At 58.1% G+C, this 20,604-nt stretch carries 16 protein-coding genes; 7 read left to right on the top strand and 9 right to left on the bottom strand.

The genetic code is table 11. The annotated features are described in order from the left end of the window. Positions 1-87: 87 nt before the first annotated feature. The gene (locus AC3ITY_RS17545) at positions 88-366 is read right to left on the bottom strand and encodes a DUF2790 domain-containing protein (RefSeq protein ID WP_223455826.1); all 279 of its coding nucleotides are present in this window, start codon (positions 364-366) and stop codon (positions 88-90) included. Between the two features lie 578 nt (positions 367-944). On the opposite strand from AC3ITY_RS17545, the gene AC3ITY_RS17540 reads away from it, so the two are divergent. Beyond that, entirely contained in the window at positions 945-1,649 is a 705-nt protein-coding gene (locus AC3ITY_RS17540; RefSeq protein WP_489304012.1) for a response regulator, read from the top strand. Here the strand turns inward: AC3ITY_RS17540 and AC3ITY_RS17535 are convergent. From AC3ITY_RS17535 to pdxR, 4 genes are all read right to left on the bottom strand, one after another. Next, complete coding sequence (locus tag AC3ITY_RS17535; protein ID WP_489303999.1) at positions 1,639-3,126, bottom strand: sensor histidine kinase; 1,488 nt, start codon at positions 3,124-3,126, stop codon at positions 1,639-1,641. The two genes, AC3ITY_RS17540 and AC3ITY_RS17535, sit on opposite strands and share 11 nt — an antisense overlap. 254 nt (positions 3,127-3,380) lie before the next feature. Continuing rightward, complete coding sequence (locus tag AC3ITY_RS17530; protein ID WP_489303997.1) at positions 3,381-4,646, bottom strand: MFS transporter; 1,266 nt, start codon at positions 4,644-4,646, stop codon at positions 3,381-3,383. Between the two features lie 51 nt (positions 4,647-4,697). Beyond that, positions 4,698-5,768 carry a sugar phosphate isomerase/epimerase family protein gene (locus AC3ITY_RS17525; RefSeq protein WP_489303995.1) on the bottom strand — a complete coding sequence of 357 codons (1,071 nt, stop codon included), beginning with the start codon at positions 5,766-5,768 and terminating at the stop codon, positions 4,698-4,700. A gap of 112 nt (positions 5,769-5,880) precedes the next feature. Continuing rightward, the gene (gene pdxR / locus AC3ITY_RS17520; protein ID WP_489303993.1) at positions 5,881-7,389 is read right to left on the bottom strand and encodes a MocR-like pyridoxine biosynthesis transcription factor PdxR; all 1,509 of its coding nucleotides are present in this window, start codon (positions 7,387-7,389) and stop codon (positions 5,881-5,883) included. Between the two features lie 347 nt (positions 7,390-7,736). Here pdxR and AC3ITY_RS17515 point away from each other — a divergent pair, with 347 nt between their 5' ends. The 4 genes from AC3ITY_RS17515 to AC3ITY_RS17500 all read left to right on the top strand — a co-directional run bounded on the left by AC3ITY_RS17515 (position 7,737) and on the right by AC3ITY_RS17500 (position 13,470). After that, complete coding sequence (locus AC3ITY_RS17515) at positions 7,737-8,609, top strand: DNA/RNA non-specific endonuclease (protein WP_489303991.1); 873 nt, start codon at positions 7,737-7,739, stop codon at positions 8,607-8,609. A 251-nt stretch (positions 8,610-8,860) separates the two neighbouring features. Next, positions 8,861-11,044 (top strand): ornithine decarboxylase SpeF, encoded by a 2,184-nt coding sequence (speF, locus tag AC3ITY_RS17510; protein ID WP_489303989.1) that lies wholly within the window; start codon positions 8,861-8,863, stop codon positions 11,042-11,044. Between the two features lie 131 nt (positions 11,045-11,175). Continuing rightward, on the top strand, positions 11,176-12,516 hold the full coding sequence (gene potE, locus AC3ITY_RS17505) for a putrescine-ornithine antiporter (protein WP_489303987.1): 1,341 nt from the start codon (positions 11,176-11,178) through the stop codon (positions 12,514-12,516). Between the two features lie 48 nt (positions 12,517-12,564). Continuing rightward, entirely contained in the window at positions 12,565-13,470 is a 906-nt protein-coding gene (locus AC3ITY_RS17500; protein ID WP_489303985.1) for an amino acid ABC transporter substrate-binding protein, read from the top strand. Between the two features lie 137 nt (positions 13,471-13,607). Here AC3ITY_RS17500 and AC3ITY_RS17495 read toward each other — a convergent pair whose 3' ends face one another. Next, the gene (locus AC3ITY_RS17495) at positions 13,608-15,308 is read right to left on the bottom strand and encodes an aspartate:alanine exchanger family transporter (RefSeq protein WP_489303983.1); all 1,701 of its coding nucleotides are present in this window, start codon (positions 15,306-15,308) and stop codon (positions 13,608-13,610) included. 395 nt (positions 15,309-15,703) lie between these two features. On the opposite strand from AC3ITY_RS17495, the gene AC3ITY_RS17490 reads away from it, so the two are divergent. Continuing rightward, positions 15,704-16,399 carry a tRNA (adenine(22)-N(1))-methyltransferase gene (locus tag AC3ITY_RS17490; RefSeq protein ID WP_489303981.1) on the top strand — a complete coding sequence of 232 codons (696 nt, stop codon included), beginning with the start codon at positions 15,704-15,706 and terminating at the stop codon, positions 16,397-16,399. A gap of 25 nt (positions 16,400-16,424) precedes the next feature. Here the strand turns inward: AC3ITY_RS17490 and AC3ITY_RS17485 are convergent, their stop codons facing one another. Continuing rightward, positions 16,425-17,762, bottom strand: a complete 1,338-nt coding sequence (locus AC3ITY_RS17485; protein WP_489303979.1) for an MFS transporter — start codon at positions 17,760-17,762, stop codon at positions 16,425-16,427. 262 nt (positions 17,763-18,024) lie between these two features. Between AC3ITY_RS17485 and AC3ITY_RS17480 the strand changes: the two genes are divergently transcribed. After that, on the top strand, positions 18,025-18,609 hold the full coding sequence (locus tag AC3ITY_RS17480; RefSeq protein WP_489303977.1) for a nucleotidyltransferase family protein: 585 nt from the start codon (positions 18,025-18,027) through the stop codon (positions 18,607-18,609). Positions 18,610-18,723: 114 nt separating this feature from the next. On the opposite strand, the gene AC3ITY_RS17475 is transcribed toward AC3ITY_RS17480, so the two are convergent. Then, the gene (locus AC3ITY_RS17475; RefSeq protein WP_489303976.1) at positions 18,724-19,527 is read right to left on the bottom strand and encodes a 2OG-Fe(II) oxygenase; all 804 of its coding nucleotides are present in this window, start codon (positions 19,525-19,527) and stop codon (positions 18,724-18,726) included. 72 nt (positions 19,528-19,599) lie between these two features. Next, on the bottom strand, positions 19,600-20,421 hold the full coding sequence (locus AC3ITY_RS17470) for a glycosyltransferase (RefSeq protein ID WP_489303974.1): 822 nt from the start codon (positions 20,419-20,421) through the stop codon (positions 19,600-19,602). Positions 20,422-20,604 lie beyond the last annotated feature (183 nt).

The following is a 20,604-nucleotide window of genomic DNA, read 5'->3' as shown; positions in this document are numbered from 1 at the left end:
TCGATCAAAGGGTTTGTGTGACAGGAGCGAGTCGGGGTCCAGACCTGTGCCGCGCAGGCGAGGGCCAGAACCCATTCGACGAGCGGATCAGGCAATGCTGGTGGGGTCGGCGGGGCTTCCACCCCATTCGAGGAAACGGAGCTTGTGAACCTCGCCCTCGCTGTCTTCGTAGACCAGGGTCACCGGTACCACGCCGGTCTTGTCGGATGTATCGGTGCGCTGCAGTACCCGTTTCACATCGATTTCCATACCGTAGTGGTATTCGACGGCTGAGACATGCGCGCCGGGTTCTTGCAGGCTGTTCTGGTCGAAGACACTGGGTGCGAGACTGGAAATCACCGCACTGACAATTGTGGCCATGCTCATAAGGCTTTACCTCTACTGGATTTCACTTGACAGGGACCTAATGTGACACGCGATGAAAGTGAAGTTCACTTCACCGCGACGAACGTGCCTGCCTGAAAAGCCTGTAGTGGCTGCAAACTTCCGGCAATTCCCCGCGCTTGACGCCTCTCGACCATTCGTCCTTTAACCCCCGTATTTGTTGGTCAAAGTCCATTTTTGAAGGAGGTCATGACATGTCATGACGGATTTTTCGCGCGGTGGTTGTGACGCTACATGGACCGAAAACGCCTGCTGTCGAGCCGGAGTTGCATGTACCCAAGCGCAGGAGAGCGACTGTTGGTCGGATGAAAGATGGGGCCGGGTTTTATGAGGCTGGCTGTTTATTGAAGTGTTTAGAGGCGTTTTAAAACAATGGGTTGGAGTCTGAAAAATCAGAATCTTGTCATGACGAATGCTTGTTGACGCTCGAATTTAGTCCGACCTAAGTCTTACTTCCGAACGCCTGGAGCCCGGGACATGCGACTGGCGACCGGCGTCATCCCCGGTTCCCTGCTATTAATCAATAAGTGTTCGAGTGCTGATCCTTTCAGGAGCGCGTCATGAGTCCATCCATTCGCATCGGCATTGCCGATGATCATCCGATGTTGCGTGAGGGCGTTGCCAATACGTTGAGAAAACGGGCGGATCTTCAGGTCGTGGAGCAGGGCGCCAATGCGCAGGATGCCATGGATATTGCCCAGCGGGTGCGTCCGGATGTGATGCTGATGGACGTCAATATGCCGGGCGATGTGTTCGCCGCGGTGCGGTTCATTTCCACTCAGCTGTCGGATGTGAAGGTGCTGATGCTGACGGTTTCAGAATCCGAAGATGACGCCTATTTGGCACTGGAGGCTGGCGCGCGCGGGTATGTGTTGAAAGGTGTCAGCGGACCGGAACTGGTCCTGGCAATCAGGTCGGTTGCCAAGGGTGAGACGTATATCACCCCCGAGTTTGCCAACAAACTGCTGAGTAACAACAAGAAGCACGAAGCGCAAATTCAAACGTTTGATCTGACCCATCGCGAGGAGGAGGTCATTCGTGAGGTTTCAAAGGGGCTGACCAATAGGGAGGTTGCGTCAAAGCTGATGATCAGCGAAAAAACCGTCAAGCACCACATGGGCTGCGTAATGCAGAAACTGCACGCCCGAAATCGTGTCGAAGCGGTCACGGCCCTACGGCATTACAGGGAGCGCGAAGCTGTCGGGCGACTTCACATCGGCGCAGCAAAAACACAAATGGATGCCGGAACGCCCCCTATAGTTTGAACTGTGCATTGACCGACGTACCGGAGGCGCAGGAGTCGATGCTGAACAACCCGCCCAGAGATTCAATGCGATAACGCAAACCGGCGAGCCCCAATCGGGTTCTGCCGGATGCCTCTTGCAGCATGGCGTCCGCCGCCATGCCTGGACCACTGTCCCTGACGCTGATGTTCAATACTTCATCAATGTATTGCGCCTGGATGACCTGACCCTCGCCGTTGGCATGCCGGTAAGCGTTGTTGAGGGCTTCTTGCACAAAACGGTACAAACAGAGTTTGAGCGGCAGTGGCGCGGCCTTCGGTAGCAGCCCCAGGGTTAATGTGACCTTGGTGCCAGTGCGTTGCTCGTGCCGTTGCGCCACCAGTTGCAACTCTTCCACCAGGCTCATTTCATTGATTTCCGGAAGTGCCAGACCTCGCGATAAATCGCGGACCTCACGCAATGCGTCGGTGGCGGCGCCACGAATGGTTTCCAGCGACTCTTGATCGACAGCGGAGCAGTTTTCGGCCAGGTCGTCGAGCCGGATCAGGATCAAGGTCAATAACTGCGCCGGCCCATCGTGCAGGTCTGCACCAATGCGCCTCAAGGTGAGTTCGTTGACATGGGAAAACTCCTGGGTAGCCGTCGCCATCTTGCGCTGGAGTTCGGCATTGCTGATGTGCAGACGGGTTTGCTCCTGCAGGCGTAAGCGCAGTGCCACTTGTTGCCGCTGGATGATCTTGTCACTGCGTCGCACGATGAAGAAGAGCAGCGTCAGCATTGCCAGCGTCGCGGTGCCTACGTCCACCCATACCAGCTGCCGGACGCGATTGATCTCGCGCTTGAGGCTGTCGGCCTTTTCATAAAACTCGCCTACCGCGATGATCTCTCCGGTGCGTGAGTCCCGCAGGGGTGCGTAGATCTCATAGAGCGGCAAGTTGAGCTTGCGCTCGAACTCGTTCTCATCCTCGTCCAGGTCTTTAAGGTCGGTGACCACATTGCCCTTGAGTGCCTCGGTGATCTCATCGAGTGGGAATTTTCGGTCGGTGATGGCTTTGTTCGTGCCGTAGATCACCGTGCCATCCGCTCGCCAGATCTTGATCGAGACAATGTGCTGTTTGAGCGAACGACTGTCCGCGAGGCGGTCCAGGGACTGGACACTTGCTGCCGAGAGGGCGTTGTCCCGGCTCATCTCCTGCACGTAGGGCTCCAGAAACGTATCCATGTACTGCGCGGCAGCTTCTGCTGCGCTATGTACAGCGGCGTTTTCTATCCGTTCGCTCACCAGATTGCCGACGAAGAACATGGTCAGCCCCAGGATCACCGAGGCGGCAATGACAAACTGGGTCGAGTGGCTCAGGTTGCGTGCCTGGCCCCTGATCCGTGTGCCCCAGACTCCATTGCCAGCCACTTCGGAAACAGGGGGTGGCTCAACCAAAGCCTCAGTCTCCTGCGCGATAAAAGTCTCGTTTTTTGATTCGACTTGCGCATCTTTTCCCATCGATTTGGTCCCCGATCATCGTGACAAGTCGGTTGGAAACCCTGCAACTCAACGGATATCTGGAAATTGGCTGTGGGCGCCACGCCTATGACTGACAGTAGTTCACTGTATAGCGATCCGACAGCTTCACTGCCACGGATGCTCAACCAGAGCATCGTCAGTGCTGCTTGATGGCGGCGCCGGTGCGGCGGTAACCGAGAGACTCCGGTTACCGTCGCGCTGCGTTGTGTTGCGACGGGTACCCCCACCTATGTTCAGGCTTGCGCGGTGCTGACCTTGCCAGTGATCGTGGCGTTTTTGCGGACCGCTTGATACAGCAGGCTGGACACCATGAACCCGACAATGGCCAAGACGCTCATCAACGAGAACACGTAGTTGTAGCCCTGTTGACCCGGGAAGTGGTCAAGGATTGCGCCATAGATGACGTAGGCGAACATGCCCGGCGCATAGCCGATCAGGCAACCGATCCCGAAGGCTGAACCGGTGATGTGCTGGGGAATGCCGACTTCACCCATGGGTGCCCAGAACACGCCGCGCATGGAAAAGACAATCAGCGCGAAGGAGAGGGTGGCCGCCATGCCTGCGTAGATGAAATCCGGGCTTTTCGGAATGAGCATGATGACGCCCATCAGCGGCAACAACGCCAGGAATGCCCACTTCAGATAGCGGCTGGAACTCTTGAACTGTTTGTCGGCAATGAAGCCGCCAGCGGGGCCGCCCAGGATCTTGAGGAAGTACTGGTTGATGATGCCGTAGGCGCCTACCAGGGCCACGGGCAGTTCGTACATTTCCTTGAGGTAGGGAATGAAATAGGTCAGGCCGCAGTACACGATGTAGACCATGAACACGTTGAGGCTGACCAGCCAGATGCCCGGCACCTTGATGGCCTCGAGCAGGTTCGACAATCCGTTCTTCGGCTTGACGGTTGACTGGGTATTGCCGCTCTTGAGCAGCAGCCAGGTCAGGGTACCGGCAAGAATGTCGATGACCGAGTAGAAGAGGATCGCAGACTTCAGACCGTTTTCACCGGAGCCCATGGCGACGAAGACGCCCAGCGCAGAGAAGGCGACCAGGGTGTCGATGACGCCACGCCCGCCTTCGAGCAGGCCGAACAGGCGACCCTGTTCCTTATCGTCGCCCAGGTTGCGGATGGCTTTGAGCAGCGAAGGCCAGAAGAGGCAGTCGGCACACACGGCCAGCAGGCAGAACACAACCAGCAGGTTGCTGAAGGGCGGAAAGGTCGCCAGGTAGAGCCCGAGGCCGCCGGTACCGATCAGGCCGAGGGGGATCAGCTTGCGCGTGTCGTACCGGTCGGCGAGCATGCCGCCCACCACGAACAGCGCGGTGGCGATGATGGCGTTAGCGCTCAGCAGCACGCCGATTTCAGTGTGGGACAGCCCCATGAATTCTTGCATGGGGATATAAAAGGCGTCTTTGAGATTCGCCAGCTTGTAGATGGTGCCGCCACCGAGGATGAGAATCAGGAATCTGAGCCATTTGGCCTTGTCTTGGGATGTCATTATTGTTCTCCAGGCGTAATTGGGTAGGCAGTGCCGATGGGCACGTCAGGTTCAGGCGTTAGGGCATTGGGCCAGGGTCAACTCGGCCAGGGTGCGGAACTCGGCCAGCAGGCCTCGTACGTAGGCGACCTGGTTGTTTGCCCAACGGTGCTCATCGGCCAGCATTCGCTCCAGCGAGAAGCCTTCCGGCAGCGCTGTTTCACTCATTTCCCGGTATGCAATGAATGGGTCGGCGGCTTCGTCGAGCTGGCGGAACGCCGGGGCGACGTAGTGGTTTTCCTGCTCGAGAATGAAGGCGATCACCTGCGGGGTTGATTCGCCGAGCATCAGTAGTTCGAACAGCATGCGTGCGCTGGGCAGGTCGTCTTCGTCACAACCTTGCAGCACGCCGTAATGCCCGAAGCCGTTTTGCTCAGGCACGATGCGCACACCCTTGAGGTGGGTCTGGCGTATGTGCGGGGCCAGGGCGCGAAGTGCCGCCAGGGGTTGCTCACAGGCGTTGATCATGTTGCCGAAGTCGAACAGGGCGTGCAGGCGAGGGTGGTTCAGCCGGCTCAGCAGTTGCGCGATTTCGCCACTCTTGAGTTCCTCATGCTGCTCGAAGTCGAAGAACAGGTCGTGCTCTTCTGCCTGCTGCGCGAGGTAGTGCAGGTCTGACTCGATTATGTCCATGACCCGGGACAGCGCCCCTTCGTAGCGTGAGTAGACACGGATGTTGCGGGTGCCCAGCGCCCTGGCAATGGCGATCACTTGATCGACATCTTTTTTCAGCGTGCTGCTGATTTCCAGATGCACATCCAGCCCGAGTGCGTTGGCCTTGGCAGCGAACGCCTGAAGTTGCGCGGCGGTCATTTGACTCAGGCTGTTTTCCTCACCGTCGAGCAGGTGCAGGCTCAGGCCCTGCAGTTCGTGGCGATAGGCGAAGTCCAGCAGGTCGCCAGGGGTGACACGGCCGTGGGTCAGGTTGGTCAGCAAGGGGTAGGCATGGGCAAACAGGCGCAGTTGCGCCAGTCGGTCGAGCAACTGGCGGGCCATTGCTTCGGTCAGTAGGGGGGGAGCCTCGGCCTCGACAGCCTTATGGCTGAGCAAGGCGTTGAATCGTTCCTGGATCTTATTGTTCATTCGAGTCGTTCCTGGTTCAGACACCGGGTCTACCGGCGCAGCCTTTATCGCGCCAGTCAGGAACTCTCGATAGATCCATTATCAGTTAAATCATAAGACCACTTGCCTTGCTTCAAGCGGCGGGCTGCAGGTAGCCCATTTTGTCCAAGGCCTGGGCCAGCGCTTCGACGCGCGCTTCGGCCTGGTCCTCGGGGGTGCTGGCAAAGCCGATCAGCAGCGCCGGCGGCAAGACATGTTCGAGGCAGTAGTCACTCAGGGGATAGGTATGAATGCCATGCTGGCCGAGTTCCCTGGACAGGGCGTCGTCATCGAGATGCGCGGGTAACCAGGCGATCAGGTGCATGCCGGCTTCCACCGGCGTGATCCTGAAGAAAGTCCCCAGGCGTTTCTGCAGGTGTTCGACCAGTGCCTGCTGGCGAGCCTGGTACAGTGCGCGCATTCGACGAATATGGCCGAGAAAGTGGCCTTCGCGCATGAAGTCTGCCGTGACTGCCTGTAGCAGCGTGGGCGGGCTGCGATCCATGACCGCCCGCAGGGTGCAGAAGGGTTCGATCAAGGCGTTCGGCAGTATCACGTAACCCAGTCGTAGCGAGGGGAAGAGCACCTTGCTGAAGGTTCCGGCGTAGATGACCCGGGCCCATTGGTCCATGGCATAGAGTGCCGGCAGGGGGCGGCCGTTGTAGCGAAACTCGCTGTCGCAGTCGTCCTCAATGATCCAGCTTTGATTCTGGGCGGCCCAGTCGATGAGTTCCTGGCGTCGCCCATAACTCATGGTGACGCCCAAGGGATGCTGACGAGAAGGTGTGGTAAACACCAGGCGGGCGTCAGGACACAGAGCCAGGCCTTGCTGGACATCGATACCCTGTTCATCGATACGCAACGGCACGACCTGACCACCTTGGGCCTGGAGCGCAATGCGCGCCGCGATATGCCCCGGATCCTCCATCCAGAAACTGTCCTGCGGATTGAGCAACAGCATGCCCAGCAGGTTGAAGGCTTGCTGGGCGCCGGACACGATGACCACCTGATCGGCACTGCAATCAATGCCACGGGCATCGAAGACGTACTCGGCAATCGCCTCACGCAGGGCCAGCAATCCCTGTAGTTCGCCGTAGCCGAGCATGGCCTTGGTCGGCTTGTGCAGGTGCCGGTTCAACAGGCGCTTCCAGACCGATTGCGGGAAGGCATCGTAGGCGCTGTGGCTGGGCAGGAACGAGGTCGGGCTCCCGGTCGCCCAGTCGGCATAGGAAACGCCGCGGAAATGATCGCTGCGCAACGACAGCATGGACTGGCTCAGGTCGGACAGGCGAGGAGGCTGGCGCTTGTGCTCATCGTCATCGATACCGCGGCTTTCCCACTCATGGCCGACATAGGTCCCGGCCCCGGTCCGCGACGTCAGAAAACCTTCGGCAATCAGTTGATCGAACGCATTGAGAATGCTGATTCGCGACAGCTGCAGTTCCTTGCTCAGGGTCCGGGTGGACGGCAGGCGCACGCCTCCCTGAATCCTGCCACTGAGAATCTGTTTGCGAATCTGCAAGTAGAGTTGGCGGTACAAGGGGATGGAGCTGGCACGGTCCAGCTCGATACCTGACAACAGCAAACCTGCGGAGGATTTCATTTTTTGTTCGTCTGGATGAAGTGAGTTTGGCCTGAATTGCTGTCAGGCAGCCGGGGGCGAAAGGGTATCGAGCGGTACTGGATATGTCATCCGGTCCGCTTCTTCGACGAGCACTGGCGAATAGAATCCAACCGCCGCCCGGCACTAACGTATCTTGTCATGGTCAATAAACCCCGCACGACCCTCAGTGGTCGAACTGCCCGGAACCGACCGGCCCCGAATCGGTAACTTGATCAAGGACAGTGAAAGCATGCTCGCCGCCACATAATCAGCAACGCCCTCCACCCGGTTCCGTGAATGGGACTCGCCGTACGTTTATCCCTCTATTCCTTTCGAAGATTTAACCCATGTACCTACGCAAAATTGCAGTTGGGCTGTCGGCCCTTGTTTTGCTCTCGACCGGGGCGCAAGCCCGCAGTCTGCTGGATCTGCTCAAGCCGCCTGCCGCGCAACATGAACAAGCATCCCGCTCAGGCTCGATCAGCCAGAACGCGGCCCTGGAACTCTATTCAAGCAAACAGAAACAGGCCTCGTTTGACGGCTGCGCAGACCTGTTCCCGGCTGCGAAACCGATCAACACAGCCACAGTGCCTGCATCGATGAAACCCCTGGCGCTGTGTTCCGACAACTTTGCGGTGCTGTACTCGCAAACCAGCAAGACCCCGCTGGTGGTGGTCGAACGCCTGAATGCGGCCCAGTTGCAGGATGCCAAAGGGGAAGAGCGCACCAACCAGTTCTACCCGGACCCACGCATTCCCAAGAGTGGGCGCGCCGAGTTGAGCGACTACCGCAGCCAGCACCCGGCGGTGGACCGTGGCCATCAATCCCCGGCAGCCGATGCCCCGAGCCCCAAGGCAATGGCCCAGTCCTTTGCGCTGTCGAACATGGTGCCGCAAGACCCGACCAACAACCGCAAGATCTGGAGCAAGGTCGAGTCTGATGTCCGCAAGTTTGCCAAGCGCGCCGATGGCAACGTGTTTGTCTTTACCGGCCCGCTCTTTGACCCGGGTCACTCGACCATCGGCGATAACCAGGTCTGGGTCCCGACGCGCCTGTTCAAGCTGGTGTACGACGCATCGTCCAAACGTGCCTGGGCCTACGTGCTGCCTAACGCAGAAACCCGGATCGAGAAGCCGATGGACTATGAGACGTTCGTGAAGAGTACCGGGCTCAACTTGCTCGGGAACCTGCCCGTGACAGGTTCCGCCGGGCGCACCTGATGGCTGGATGAGCAGCCCCCCAAAGGTTGGAGGCAACCGTTGGGGTGCTTCATTCACAGTCAAGCGTTGTGCGTGATTGCCGGGGATTAATGCCTTTGGATTAATCCTCGTTAAATAATTCGGCAGGAAGTAACTAATTGTAAAAATGAACTATACCCAATAGGGCAATCGCTCCTGACCCCGGGACATGATGCCTCTGAAGTCGGTCGTCCCAGGAACTTCAACGTCAAACAGACCGAGAGATTCTGGTTATGAACGCCTTGAAAATCGCTGCCAGCGATGCGGTACGAGATTGCTTTCGTAATTCCCGTGAAATCGTCCGGCTCGACCAGACTGACTTTACCGATGTCGCTGTCGCCGTACTCTGCGTTGATGACTTGGCCGCCGGGGTGCTGGATGCCATCAAGCGCACCGGCTTCGACATCCCGATCTTCCTGGTGGCCTCTCAGGGTCGCAGCAATCGCTCCCTGGCGATCTACAAGCAACTGCAGGATGTCATCTTGCAGGTCAATGGCGTCTTCGACTTATCCAGCAATAATGCCGAGTACCACGGCAACCAACTGGAGACAGCCGCCAAGGCCTATGAAGCAAGCCTGCTGCCACCGTTCTTCGACTCGCTCAAACACTACACCGAAGCGGCCAACGCCACCTTTGCCTGCCCCGGTCACCAGGGCGGCCAGTTCTTTCGCAAGCACCCGGCCGGTCGGCAGTTTTTCGACTTCTTCGGCGAGACGCTGTTTCGCGCCGACATGTGCAACGCCGACGTCAAGCTCGGCGACCTGCTGATCCACGAAGGCCCGGCGCTGCTGGCGCAGAAACACGCCGCGCAAGTGTTCAATGCGGACAAGACCTACTTCGTGCTCAACGGCACCTCGGCCTCGAACAAGGTGGTGACCAACGCCCTGTTGACCCCCGGCGACCTGGTGCTGTTCGACCGCAACAACCACAAGTCCAATCACCAGGGCGCGTTGCTGCAGGCCGGTGCCACGCCGGTCTATCTGGAAACCGCGCGCAACCCGTACGGCTTTATCGGCGGTATCGACGCCCACTGTTTCGAAGAAGACTACCTGCGCGAACTGATTGCCGAGGTCGCCCCGGACAAGGCGCAACAGCCGCGGCCATTCCGCCTGGCGATCATTCAACTGGGCACCTACGACGGCACCATCTACAACGCCCGCCAGGTGGTCGACCGCATCGGCAAGCTGTGTGACTACATCCTGTTCGACTCGGCGTGGGTCGGCTACGAACAGTTCATTCCGATGATGAAAGACTGCTCGCCGCTGTTGCTCGACCTCAACGAGAACGACCCGGGCATCTTCGTCACCCAGTCGGTGCACAAACAGCAGGCCGGTTTTTCCCAGGCCTCCCAGGTGCACAAGAAGGACCGCCACATCAAAGGCCAGGCGCGCTATTGCAATCATCACCGGCTCAACAACGCGTTCATGGCCCAGGCGTCCACCAGCCCGTTCTACCCGTTGTTCGCCTCGCTGGATGTGAATGCGCGCATTCACTCAGGCCGCAGCGGCCTGCGCCTGTGGGAAGACTGCGTGAAGTTCGGTATCGAAGCGCGCAAGTTGATCCTCGAAGCCTGCACCATGGTCCGCCCATTCGTGCCCCACACCATTGAAGGGCGTGCGTGGGAAGACTATCCGACGGAAGAAATCGCCAACGACATCCGCTTCTTCGAGTTCCATCCCAAGGACCGCTGGCACGCCTTTGCCGGCTACGCCGAGAAGCAGTACTTCATCGACCCGTGCAAATTGCTGTTCACCACGCCGGGCATCGACCCGGTGGACGGCAGCTACACCGACTTCGGCATTCACGCCGGCATCCTGGCCAACTTCCTGCGCGAGAACGGCATCGTCCCGGAAAAGTGCGACCTCAACTCGATCCTGTTCCTGCTCACGCCGGCCGAAGACTGGGCGAAGATGACCCACCTGGCCGCGCAAATCGCCCGCTTCGAACGCTTCATCAGCGATGACGCACCGATGAGCCGGGTGCTGCCGGCCATCTACGCGCAGCATCAGGAACGCTATCGCAACTACACCATTCGCCAGCTCTGCCAGGAAATGCACGACCTGTATCGCAGCCACAATGTGCAGCAGTTGCAGAGGGACATGTTCCGCAAGGAACACTTCCCGAAAAAGGCCATGAACCCGCAGCAAGCGCAAATCGAGTACATCCGCGGCAACGTCGAACTGGTGGCCCTGGCGGAGGCCGACGGGCGCATTGCCGCCGAGGGTGCGTTGCCTTATCCGCCGGGGGTGCTGTGCGTGGTACCGGGGGAGATCTGGGGTGGCGCGGTGCTCAAGTACTTCCTGGCCCTGGAAGAAGGCATCAACCGCTTGCCCGGTTTCACGCCGGAGTTGCAAGGGGTGTACCTGAAGCAGGAAGGCGGTCGTACCCGGGCGTATGGGTACGTGATCAAGGCCTGATGCTGTAGTGCTCACAAGCGCCAACCTACAAAGTTCATGTGGTCAAGCAGTAAGCGTTAGCCCCTGTCCGGCCGCGTGCTGTACGTCGCCAGACCCAGGTTCAAAACTCTGCAAAAGGCAAGGAGTTTGCGATGGCTGATTCAAGCAAGAAAATGGGCCTGATGGGGCTCACGACGCTGGTAACGGTCAACATGATGGGCTCGGGCATCATCATGTTGCCCACCAACATGGCTCAACTGGGTGCCGTCTCGCTGCTGTCATGGATCTTCACTGCGGTTGGTTCGATGGCCATCGCCTACTGCTTTGCCCAGTGTGGCGTCTTCTGCTCACGCTCCGGCGGCTTGTCCGCCTACACCGAAGAAGCCCATTCAAAGTCGGGCTTTTTCCTCTGCTCGTACCTGTACTTCCTGTCACTGGCCATCGCCAACGTGGCCGTGGCCATTTCGGCGGTGGGCTACATGACGGCCTTCGTGCCCTGGCTGGGCACGGGTGCGATTCCACTGTGCGTCGGCACGATCGCGCTGATCTGGCTGACTACCTTTGCCAACTTCGGTGGACCGGGCATCACCGGTAAGATCGGCGCTTTCACGGTGTGGGGCGTGATCATTCCGGTAGCCGGCCTGAGCATCATCGGCTGGTTCTGGTTCAAGCCCGATGTGCTGGCCGCCGCCTGGAACCCCAACAGCCTGGCGATTTCCGAAGCCATCAGCAAAGCCATACCCCTGACCCTGTGGGCCTTCCTGGGCATGGAGTCGGCGGCACAGGCCACCGATGCCGTGGAAGACCCCAAGCGCAACGTGCCGTTGGCCTGCCTGTTCGGTACCCTGGGTGCCGCCGTGGTCTATGTGCTGTCGACCACTGTCATCCAGGGCATCATTCCTAACGCGGAACTGGCCAAATCCTCGGCGCCCTTCGCATTGGTCTACGCCACGATTTTCAGCCCGATGGTCGGCAATATCGTCATGGCCCTGGCGGTCATGGCCTGTGTCGGTTCGCTGCTGGGCTGGCAATTTACCCTGGCGCAAACCGCGAAGATGACGGCTGACCAGAACCTGTTCCTCAAGCTGTTCAGCAAGGTCAACTCCATGAATGCACCCGTCGTCGGCATGATTGTCTGCGGCGTGCTGCAGACCCTCATGGCCCTGTCGACCATCTCGCCCGATGCCGCCGCCCAGTTCAGCAAGCTGGTCAGCCTGGCGGCGGTCACCAACCTGATCCCCTATATCACTGCGCTGACAGGGCTGCTGGTGATCATGCACAAGGCCGGGGTCTCGTCAGCGATTCACACGCGTAACGTGGTGGTCTTGCTGATAGCAGTCACGTACTCCTTGTACGCCCTGTATGCCTGCGGCAAGGACGCAGTGATGGGCGGCACCCTGGTGCTCGCTTTCGGCTACCTGCTCTATGGATTCCTCGCCAAGCGCTTCACCGAAGCGCCAGCGGCCAACCAGGCCAGGGCCGCAAACCCTTAGGCGTGGCCAACAGGACTGCACAGACATCTGCATACGGGGAAACCGGACATGAACGTACCATTTGCCACAACCACCAGACTGCTGCTTGCCTTCGCACTCTCGACGCTGCCGCTAGTGGCCGGCGCCAACACCCTTGAACGCGTGCGCAGCAGCCAAACTTTGACCTTGGGCTACTTGCCTGACCTGGCCCCTTTCAGCAAGCAGGAAGGCGATAAGGCCAGCGGTTATGCCATCGACCTGTGCCTGAAAGTCGCCGACAAGCTCAAGAGCGAACTGGGTCTGCCCGACCTGCAAGTGCGCTACCAGCCCGTCAAGATTTCGGACGAGGTCAACGCCGTGAGCCAGGGTAAAGTCGATATCCTCTGCACGCCGACACCGCCCACCCTGGAGCGGCGCAAGATGATCAGTTACTCCATACCGATCTACACCGCCGGCCTCTCGGTCGTGGTGCGCAAAGATGCTGGCGAACCGCTGCTCAATGTGCTCAATGGCAAGGTCGCCAATACCGGCCCGACCTGGCGTGCCAGCATCAACAACGGTCTGGCCAACCAAACCTACGCGACCCTGGAGGGGGGCGTGACCGAAGACTGGATTCGCGAGCAGATGCGCATGCTCAACGTGATCGCTTCGCTGGTGACCGTGGACAACAACGACGAGGGCGTCAAGCTGGTGGCCGAGGGCAAGGCCGATGCCTTCTTCTCCGAACGCATGCTGCTGCGCAACGAAGTCACCAAGGAGGGCGCGGCCAAGAACCTGATGCTCCTGGACCGCATCTTCGAGTACTCGCCGGTGGCGATGATCGTGGAGCGCAACGACGAAGACTTCCGCTTGCTGGTCGATATGGCGCTGAGTGAAGCCTATCACTCGGGCTTTATAGAAAAGGCCTACGACCAGTACCTGGGCGGAACCAACGCTACCGTGAAAAAACTGTTCAGGGTGTATGCGTTGCCTTAGCTGCATCGGGCCTTCCGCGGACGTAATGCAACTGTAGGAGCGAGCTTGCTCGCGATGGGCGTTAACGAAAACGCGTGTTCATTGACTGAACGCAGCGCTCTTGAGTCCATCGCGAGCAAGCTCGCTCCTACACAGCGTCAATTGGCGAGGACCATGGCGAAGTAGCCGAGGACCGTCAGCAAGACTCCCGAGACTGCAAACGCTACCGGAAAACCCACCCACGGCACGTTGCTGCCGATCTCCGCCGCGGCCTCCAGGCACGGCCCGGAATGACTGCGGGCACCGGCCATGCCGCCCATCAGTACCGCCGGATTGATCTTCATCAAGTGATAGCCGACCACCCAGACGGCGAACGGCGGCAGCATGCAGCCGACGAAGCCCACCAGGAATATCTGCACGGCGAGCGTACCCGTCAGTTGAGCGAGGAGGGTGGCACCGGCATTGATCCCGACAATGGCAACGAACACCAGCAGGCCCATGTCCTCAAGGATGTTACGCGCCGCGTTCGGCGTATTTCCGAAGAAGCGCAGGCGCGAGGACAGTGACGAGACGATGATTCCCGACACCATCAGGCCGCCAGCGCTCCCCAAGCCGACAGAGGCGCCAAAGGCGGGGAACTGGATCAAACCGATCAGCAGCCCCAGGGTCATTCCGACAAACAGCGTCAACAAATCGGTCATGCTGCTGGGCCGGGCGATGACGCCAAACAACTCGCCCGCGCGTTGCACGGCGCTGGACAGTCCGGTGACGAACAGCACATCGCGGCGTTGCAACCGGGTCTCAGGCCCGACGGGCAGTGGAACACCGCCGCGCTGGATGCGAGTCAACTGCAGCTGCCCCGCCAGGTCCAGTCCGCGGAACTCCTTGAGCGGCTTGCCGATGACAGCGTTCTCGGTCACCAGGATCTCCGCGTGGTCAAGGGGTACGGCGAGCGCCTTGGCGTCATCGACTTCCGGGCCGATCAGACCGATGTTGGCAGTGAGACCTGTACGTGTGCCTCCAAGGGTAATCACATCCCCCAACTGCAACTGGATATCAGGATCGGCCCCTATCGACTCATCGTCGTGATGCACATTGACGATGCGATATTCCGGGTATCGAGCGAGAAATTCGCGGATGCTGAGGCCGGCAGTCGAGCGGTTTTCCAGGCGATAAGCGCGCAATCCGAAGGCCTTGTCAGCGGTGATGCCGTCGTCATCGAGGTCGTGCATCCCATGCTGTTCCTCATAGGCACGGGCCGCCGCTTTCGCATCGACACCCCACCAGCGCGGCATGTATTTGCACATCAATACGATGCCGACGGTGCCCCAGATGTAAGTAATGCCATAGGACAGGGTAATCATCGCCGACACCCCCTCGACCGTGTCGCCCGGAGCGAGGTGGACGGCGCCCGAGGCAACCGCCTGTTCGGCTGAGCCGATGGCCGAGGACATGGTCGTGGCCCCGGCGAGGATTCCGCCGGCCGCGCCGGTCGGCAAGTTGAAAAGACGGGTGCCCAAGACCACCACGACCAGACTGACCAAACTGCATATGACTGCAAGAATGGTGAACTTCAGCCCGTCATCCTTCAGGCTATTGAGAAAGGAGGGACCGACGCGCAAACCGACCCCGTACATGAACAGGTAGTAGAAGAGGTTCATGGTGAAGGTGTCGAGCTTGAATGTGATGCCATACAGGGAGGCGGCAATGGCGATGCCACAGCCGACCACTATGGCACCACCCACGGTGCCCAACCCATAACCCTTGATGGTGAAACGCCCGATCAGCACCGCCAGGCTCACCACCAGGAACAGCAACATGTAGGGGTTGGCATTGAGAAACGCAAAGAGTGCCTGCACGGGGTGATTCTCCCTTTTCCGTTTAGCTATTGCCTGAATTCAGGAAATCCTCAGGCAGTAGCGTAGCGTGTGAATCCGGGCAGGGTTGGCCTGCAACACGCCTCCTGATCTATCAGGTCGACGAGCCTCCTCAAGGGGACCTGTTACAGTTACTCAGTGCTTCCCCGCATTCGCTGCGATCGCTGCGATCGCTGCGCTAGTTGGATTTGCCACTACCGGCATTGCCCGGAATTACAATCCGTTGCATGAGTGACATCCTGTCGCGAAAAAAAGCCGGTAATTGTGCAAGGGCTTGAAGGCCAGTCAAATAAATTTGAAATGCACGTCGATGCTCGACAGAATCACGCCCTGTCTGGCCAAAGGTGCCGGACGTTCGTGGTGAAAAGGGGTTGCAGTTGAACGAACAGACTTTGTCCATGCGCCTGGAGCGCGTGGCGGCGCAGGTGCCAGCCGGTGCGCGCCTGGCCGATATCGGTTCGGATCACGGCTACCTGCCGGTGGCGTTGATGCGCCGTGACGCCATCGTCGCGGCGGTGGCCGGCGAGGTGGCCTTGACGCCGTTCCACTCGGCCGAACGCACCGTGCGCGAAAACGGCCTGGACCAGCAGATCACCGTGCGCCTGGCCAACGGCCTGGCGGCGATCGAGCCGGGAGACGGGATCACGGCGATCAGCATCTGCGGGATGGGCGGCGAAACGATCCGCGACATCCTCGACAGCGGCAAGGCATGCCTGAGCGGTCAGGAACGCCTGATCCTGCAGCCCAACGGCGGCGAGCAGCCACTGCGTCAATGGCTGATGGAAAATGGCTACCGCATCCTCTGCGAGGAAGTGCTGCGGGAAAACCGCTTCGACTACGAAGTCATCGTCGCCGAGCGCGCCGAGTCGGTGGAGTACACCGCCGAGCAGCTGTACTTCGGCCCGTTGCAGATGCAGGCCCGCAGCCCGGCGTTCCTGGTCAAGTGGCAGCGCAAGCTGCGCCAGAAGCAGAAGACCCTGGCCCAATTTTCCCGGGCGCAGCAGGCCGTGCCCGAGGAGAAGGTGCAGGACATCACGCGCCAGGCCCGGTGGATCACCGAGCTGTTGGCTTGAGCACCGTCCCGGCTCGTTTGGTGTTTCAGGCCGCAGCGCTTGCCCCTATGCCTTTTTCCCCCGACGCAACGTCATGCAGGGAAATCCTTGAAGTTTCCGGCAATGCCAGTCCGCCCGCCAGCGCGAGCAATGCAATCGCGATCAGATAGAACGCCGGCGACAAGTTGCTGCCGGTCGTGCTGATCAGCCACGTTGCCACCAGCGGTGCGGTGCCGCCGAAAAGGGTATACGCCATGTTGTAGGTGATGGCCGAGGCGGTGTATCGAGTACGGGTAGGGAAGGTTTCCGAGAGCAAGGCCGCCGTTACCACGCCACACAACACCGCGCCAATCGCCAGGAGCATGACGCCGATGATGGACGCGGCGAACGAGCCGGAGCTGGCCATCAGGAACGATGGATACACGACCAAAATCAACAGCGCGCAAGCCGTCATCACCGTAATGCGACGCCCGACCCGGTCCGAATACAGCCCGGCCAGCGGGCAGATCGCTGCAGCGAACAGCAATGCAATCAGTGACACCAGCAACGCTGTTGCGCGACTCAGGCCACCGGCGACTTGCAAGTAGGTCGCGAAATAGGTGGTGAACATATAAAACGAGAGTGCCGTGAGTGACACAAAAGCACCCAGGCAACAGATCGCCGCACCATGGTTGCGCAAGGTTTCCTTGAGCGGTGAGTGTGCGACTGCGTGTTCTTCGGTCACCGCCTGGAATGCCGGTGTCTCATCGAGCTTCCAGCGCAGGTAAAGACCCACCAGGCCCAGCGGTGCGGCAATCAGGAAGGGCAGGCGCCAACCCCAGCTACCCATTGCTTCAGCCGATAATGACGCCTCGAGTGCGTAGGCCACCACGGCTGCCGCGGCGAAGGCGGAAAATGTCGATACCGGAATGAAGCTGCCGTACCAGGCGCGTTTATCACGCGGTGCATGCTCCATCAGGTAGGCACAGGCACCAGCGTATTCTCCCCCGGCGGAAAAGCCTTGGGCGCAGCGGATCAGGGACAGAAGAATCGGCGCCATGACCCCGATTGCCGCATAAGTGGGCAGCAGACCGATCAAGGTCGTCGCACCGGCCATCAGCAGAATCGTCATCGCAAGGGTTCGCTTGCGGCCGATCCTGTCCCCCAGCATGCCGAAGAAAATCCCTCCAAGAGGCCGAAACGCAAAGGCCACGGCGAATACCGCAAAGGTCTTGAGCAGCGCGGCGCTGGCATCGCCGCTGGGGAAAAATTGCTGGGCGATGGTCGTGGCCAAAAAGCCATAGACAGCGAAGTCGAACCACTCGACGAAATTGCCGATGCCGGCGGCCACAATCACTTTTCTTAGCGTTGCTGGGCTGACTTGTTCTGTCGTTGCGCTTGTCATGCTTGACCTCGGCAGTTCGTGAGTATGCTATCGATTATCGGGGCAGGCACAGCGGCGGCTCACTTCAAAAGTGTCACCCACATAGTCAGTACCGACTTCATGTCGTTGAATCAGGCATGATTCGCGCCAGATTGGCCGATAGTCGCGGGTTGCCAAGGGCGCTATTGACCGAGGGTGAAAAAAGGGCGGTGTTTTTCTCGAATTTGTAAAACGCTGACGGTATTGTCGGTCGCCGGGATCAGATCTATTTAAAGGGATGAAGATGACATTGACTGTCGAAAGCCTGGTCAGGATCGCAATGGCCAATCCAGTAAACGCAGAAATCTCCACTCGCTTGCCTGAGCTCGGCTTGAACCAATGCATGCTCACGGCCGGTTGCTTGTTCCAGGCCGTGTGGAATCACCAGTCACAGCTACCGCCAGAGTGGGGAGTGAAGGACTACGACGTCTTTTACTTCGATGAAGATCTGTCTTGGGAAGCAGAGAATGAGGTCATCCAATCAGGTGAGCGTCTGTTCAGGGACCTCGACGTGAACATTGAGATCAAGAATCAGGCTCGCGTTCACCTGTGGTACAGCCAGCGGTTTGGCGGGGACTATCCTCAGCTTCAATCGGCCAGGGACGGGGTTGATCGCTACCTGATTGCCGGTACCTGCATTGGATTGGATGTTGCAACTGGCGAGGTTTATGCGCCCAACGGCCTGGCCGACACAGAGCACGGGCTACTTCGAATCAATCCAAAGAATCCCAGGCCAGACCTGTTCGATCAGAAGGCCAAAAGTTATCAGGCTCGCTGGCCCTGGCTCAGGATCGTAGAGCCCCCACTGCCGGTAGTGCCACGACTCTGAGAAGAGTGGAGAGATCAAAAAAACATGACATGGCTGTAACCGAGCGTGGGGGCATATCCGGATTTGCAAGCTAACGCTTTAAAAAGCACGAACTTGATCGTCTGGCGATACCGTTCAGTTTTTCTTCTTGATCAGTTTATTAATGTAGTACTTCAGGCTTAAACGATCTTTGGGCCTTGGTTTGTAGTGGGTTTTGTTTCTTTGTGCCGGATCGATCGCCAGGGTTCCCGCGGTGTAGTAATAAAGCGCGATAGACCTGCGGGTGATGTGCTCTGGAGTCGTCAAAGGCTCTGGGTGCCCATGATTGCTGTCCTTGTCTGTGTTGAAAATGACGCAGCGATTATAAATGGGCAGGACTTTTTTAAGGCAGGTCTTCATGCCGACATCCCAAAGTTCCAGGTTGCCGCCGTATTCCTCTTGCCAGTCTTCATTCAGATAAATGATGATATTCAGTCTGCGCTCAACATTAAGTTTTTTGTTGAGCCTGAAGTCCGAGTGTACCCCCAGGAAACCACCGCTTTTCGTTTCATGCAGGCCGCCACCGGTAAAGTAGGGGTCGGGTATCAAACCTTCGATGCCTGTGAGCTTTTCAAGAAACTGCAGCATGGGGGCCGAGTTAAAGGCGTTGAAAACAGTCTTCAAATAGGGGTCGCATTCGTTGGGGCTGATTTGACGTTTTAGTTGACCCTTATAGCCACGCTCGTAGTGCATTTCGTTGTTGGTTGGCTCGACCGGGAAGTGCGAGCAGATGCTCGCAATCAGGTCTTCGTGCAAGAAGTTGTCGATGACTATGTGCGGAAATGGCGTAGCCTGAACATAGCTACCGGTCAACGAGGCACCAAAGGCGCTGGCGGCATTTTGGTCGAAATCAAGCTCCGGGGACAGGGTGATAGGTAGTGCTTGAGTGATGGGTGCCATTACCGCTCCAATGACTTGATATAAAGACTTATGGGTGACTTAAAACAGCGTTGAACGCACTGCTCGTTGTGTCTATTCGTCGCTTGGTTTTTTTCTGTCATCCTTGTTCAGGCGCTTAAGGATGTTGTTGTACATTTTGGTTCGTCTATGAGTTTTATCATAGCCGCCAGCCGCTGCGACAGTGCCGGCCTGAATGTGATCCAGATAACTGAAAATTTTACGCGGCGATAACATCTCAACGACATAGCCAAGCTCGGTCATGCGGTCCTGTAGAGTATAGCCGGGCACTCGATCATCCATCGAAAAATGCATATTGTGCTGCTTGACAAGTTTGCAGTTCCACAATGTACAGAAGCTTTTCAAGTACACTTCTTTGTACGGTTTTGGTTCTCTGGAACGCAATCCCATGGAGATTTTCAGGCGTCTGAAATGGTGTTTGAATAGTCGTGAGCTATAGCGCCAAAGTGTTCTCGTGGCGCCACGGTTTATTTGCTCAACACAACCGACGGCCACGACTTTCGGGTTTTTCAAGCATTTATTCAGCATCATCGGAAAAACATTTTTATCGAAAACAAATGTATCAGTATGCATCAAGAATAAATAATCGGTATCAATTCGCTCCAGAACCAGGTCAAGTGCTTTGCCATGCGCGATATGGCCTGCTTCTGGCTCAGAAACAGAGCGCTCGATCAGATTGATCCAGTCAAGCGTTCGTAAATACTCAGTGCTTTCATCGGCGGAATAGTTGTCAACCACCCATACCGGGACGCTGTTGCTGCCAAAATGCTGGTGCAATAAGTCCAGGCATATCTTGGTGATTTCTGGTGTTTTGTAATTTACTATAACTATGCTGAAGGCTTTGGGGCTTTCGGCCAGTAAATCAGGGTTGTTCATTGTTCATGTGCTCAATATTGTAATACTTAATTGTGGAAATAATTTAACCTGCATACAGCTTTTGCTTGTTTTTCGCGCAAAATCTTGCGTGATGATAGAGCACAATTTGTTAAGTCGCTTTGTCATGCATAATAACCATGTCTGACTCAGACCTGATGGAGAGCAGTAGAAGCGGACTTCATC

The sequence above is a fragment of the Pseudomonas sp. GL_091 genome, assembly GCF_057837725.1.
This window is presented reverse-complemented; position numbering and strand designations above follow the sequence as displayed.

Coding starts and splice junctions, on each gene's coding strand:
- AC3ITY_RS17545 (WP_223455826.1), bottom strand. CDS start 366: ATGAGCATGGCCACAATTGTCAGTGCGGTGATTTCCAGTCTCGCACCC.
- AC3ITY_RS17480 (WP_489303977.1), top strand. CDS start 18,025: ATGACATTGACTGTCGAAAGCCTGGTCAGGATCGCAATGGCCAATCCA.
- AC3ITY_RS17515 (WP_489303991.1), top strand. CDS start 7,737: ATGTACCTACGCAAAATTGCAGTTGGGCTGTCGGCCCTTGTTTTGCTC.
- AC3ITY_RS17470 (WP_489303974.1), bottom strand. CDS start 20,421: ATGAACAACCCTGATTTACTGGCCGAAAGCCCCAAAGCCTTCAGCATA.
- speF (WP_489303989.1), top strand. CDS start 8,861: ATGAACGCCTTGAAAATCGCTGCCAGCGATGCGGTACGAGATTGCTTT.
- pdxR (WP_489303993.1), bottom strand. CDS start 7,389: ATGAAATCCTCCGCAGGTTTGCTGTTGTCAGGTATCGAGCTGGACCGT.
- potE (WP_489303987.1), top strand. CDS start 11,176: ATGGCTGATTCAAGCAAGAAAATGGGCCTGATGGGGCTCACGACGCTG.
- AC3ITY_RS17485 (WP_489303979.1), bottom strand. CDS start 17,762: ATGACAAGCGCAACGACAGAACAAGTCAGCCCAGCAACGCTAAGAAAA.
- AC3ITY_RS17530 (WP_489303997.1), bottom strand. CDS start 4,646: ATGACATCCCAAGACAAGGCCAAATGGCTCAGATTCCTGATTCTCATC.
- AC3ITY_RS17535 (WP_489303999.1), bottom strand. CDS start 3,126: ATGGGAAAAGATGCGCAAGTCGAATCAAAAAACGAGACTTTTATCGCG.
- AC3ITY_RS17540 (WP_489304012.1), top strand. CDS start 945: ATGAGTCCATCCATTCGCATCGGCATTGCCGATGATCATCCGATGTTG.
- AC3ITY_RS17500 (WP_489303985.1), top strand. CDS start 12,565: ATGAACGTACCATTTGCCACAACCACCAGACTGCTGCTTGCCTTCGCA.
- AC3ITY_RS17525 (WP_489303995.1), bottom strand. CDS start 5,768: ATGAACAATAAGATCCAGGAACGATTCAACGCCTTGCTCAGCCATAAG.
- AC3ITY_RS17475 (WP_489303976.1), bottom strand. CDS start 19,527: ATGGCACCCATCACTCAAGCACTACCTATCACCCTGTCCCCGGAGCTT.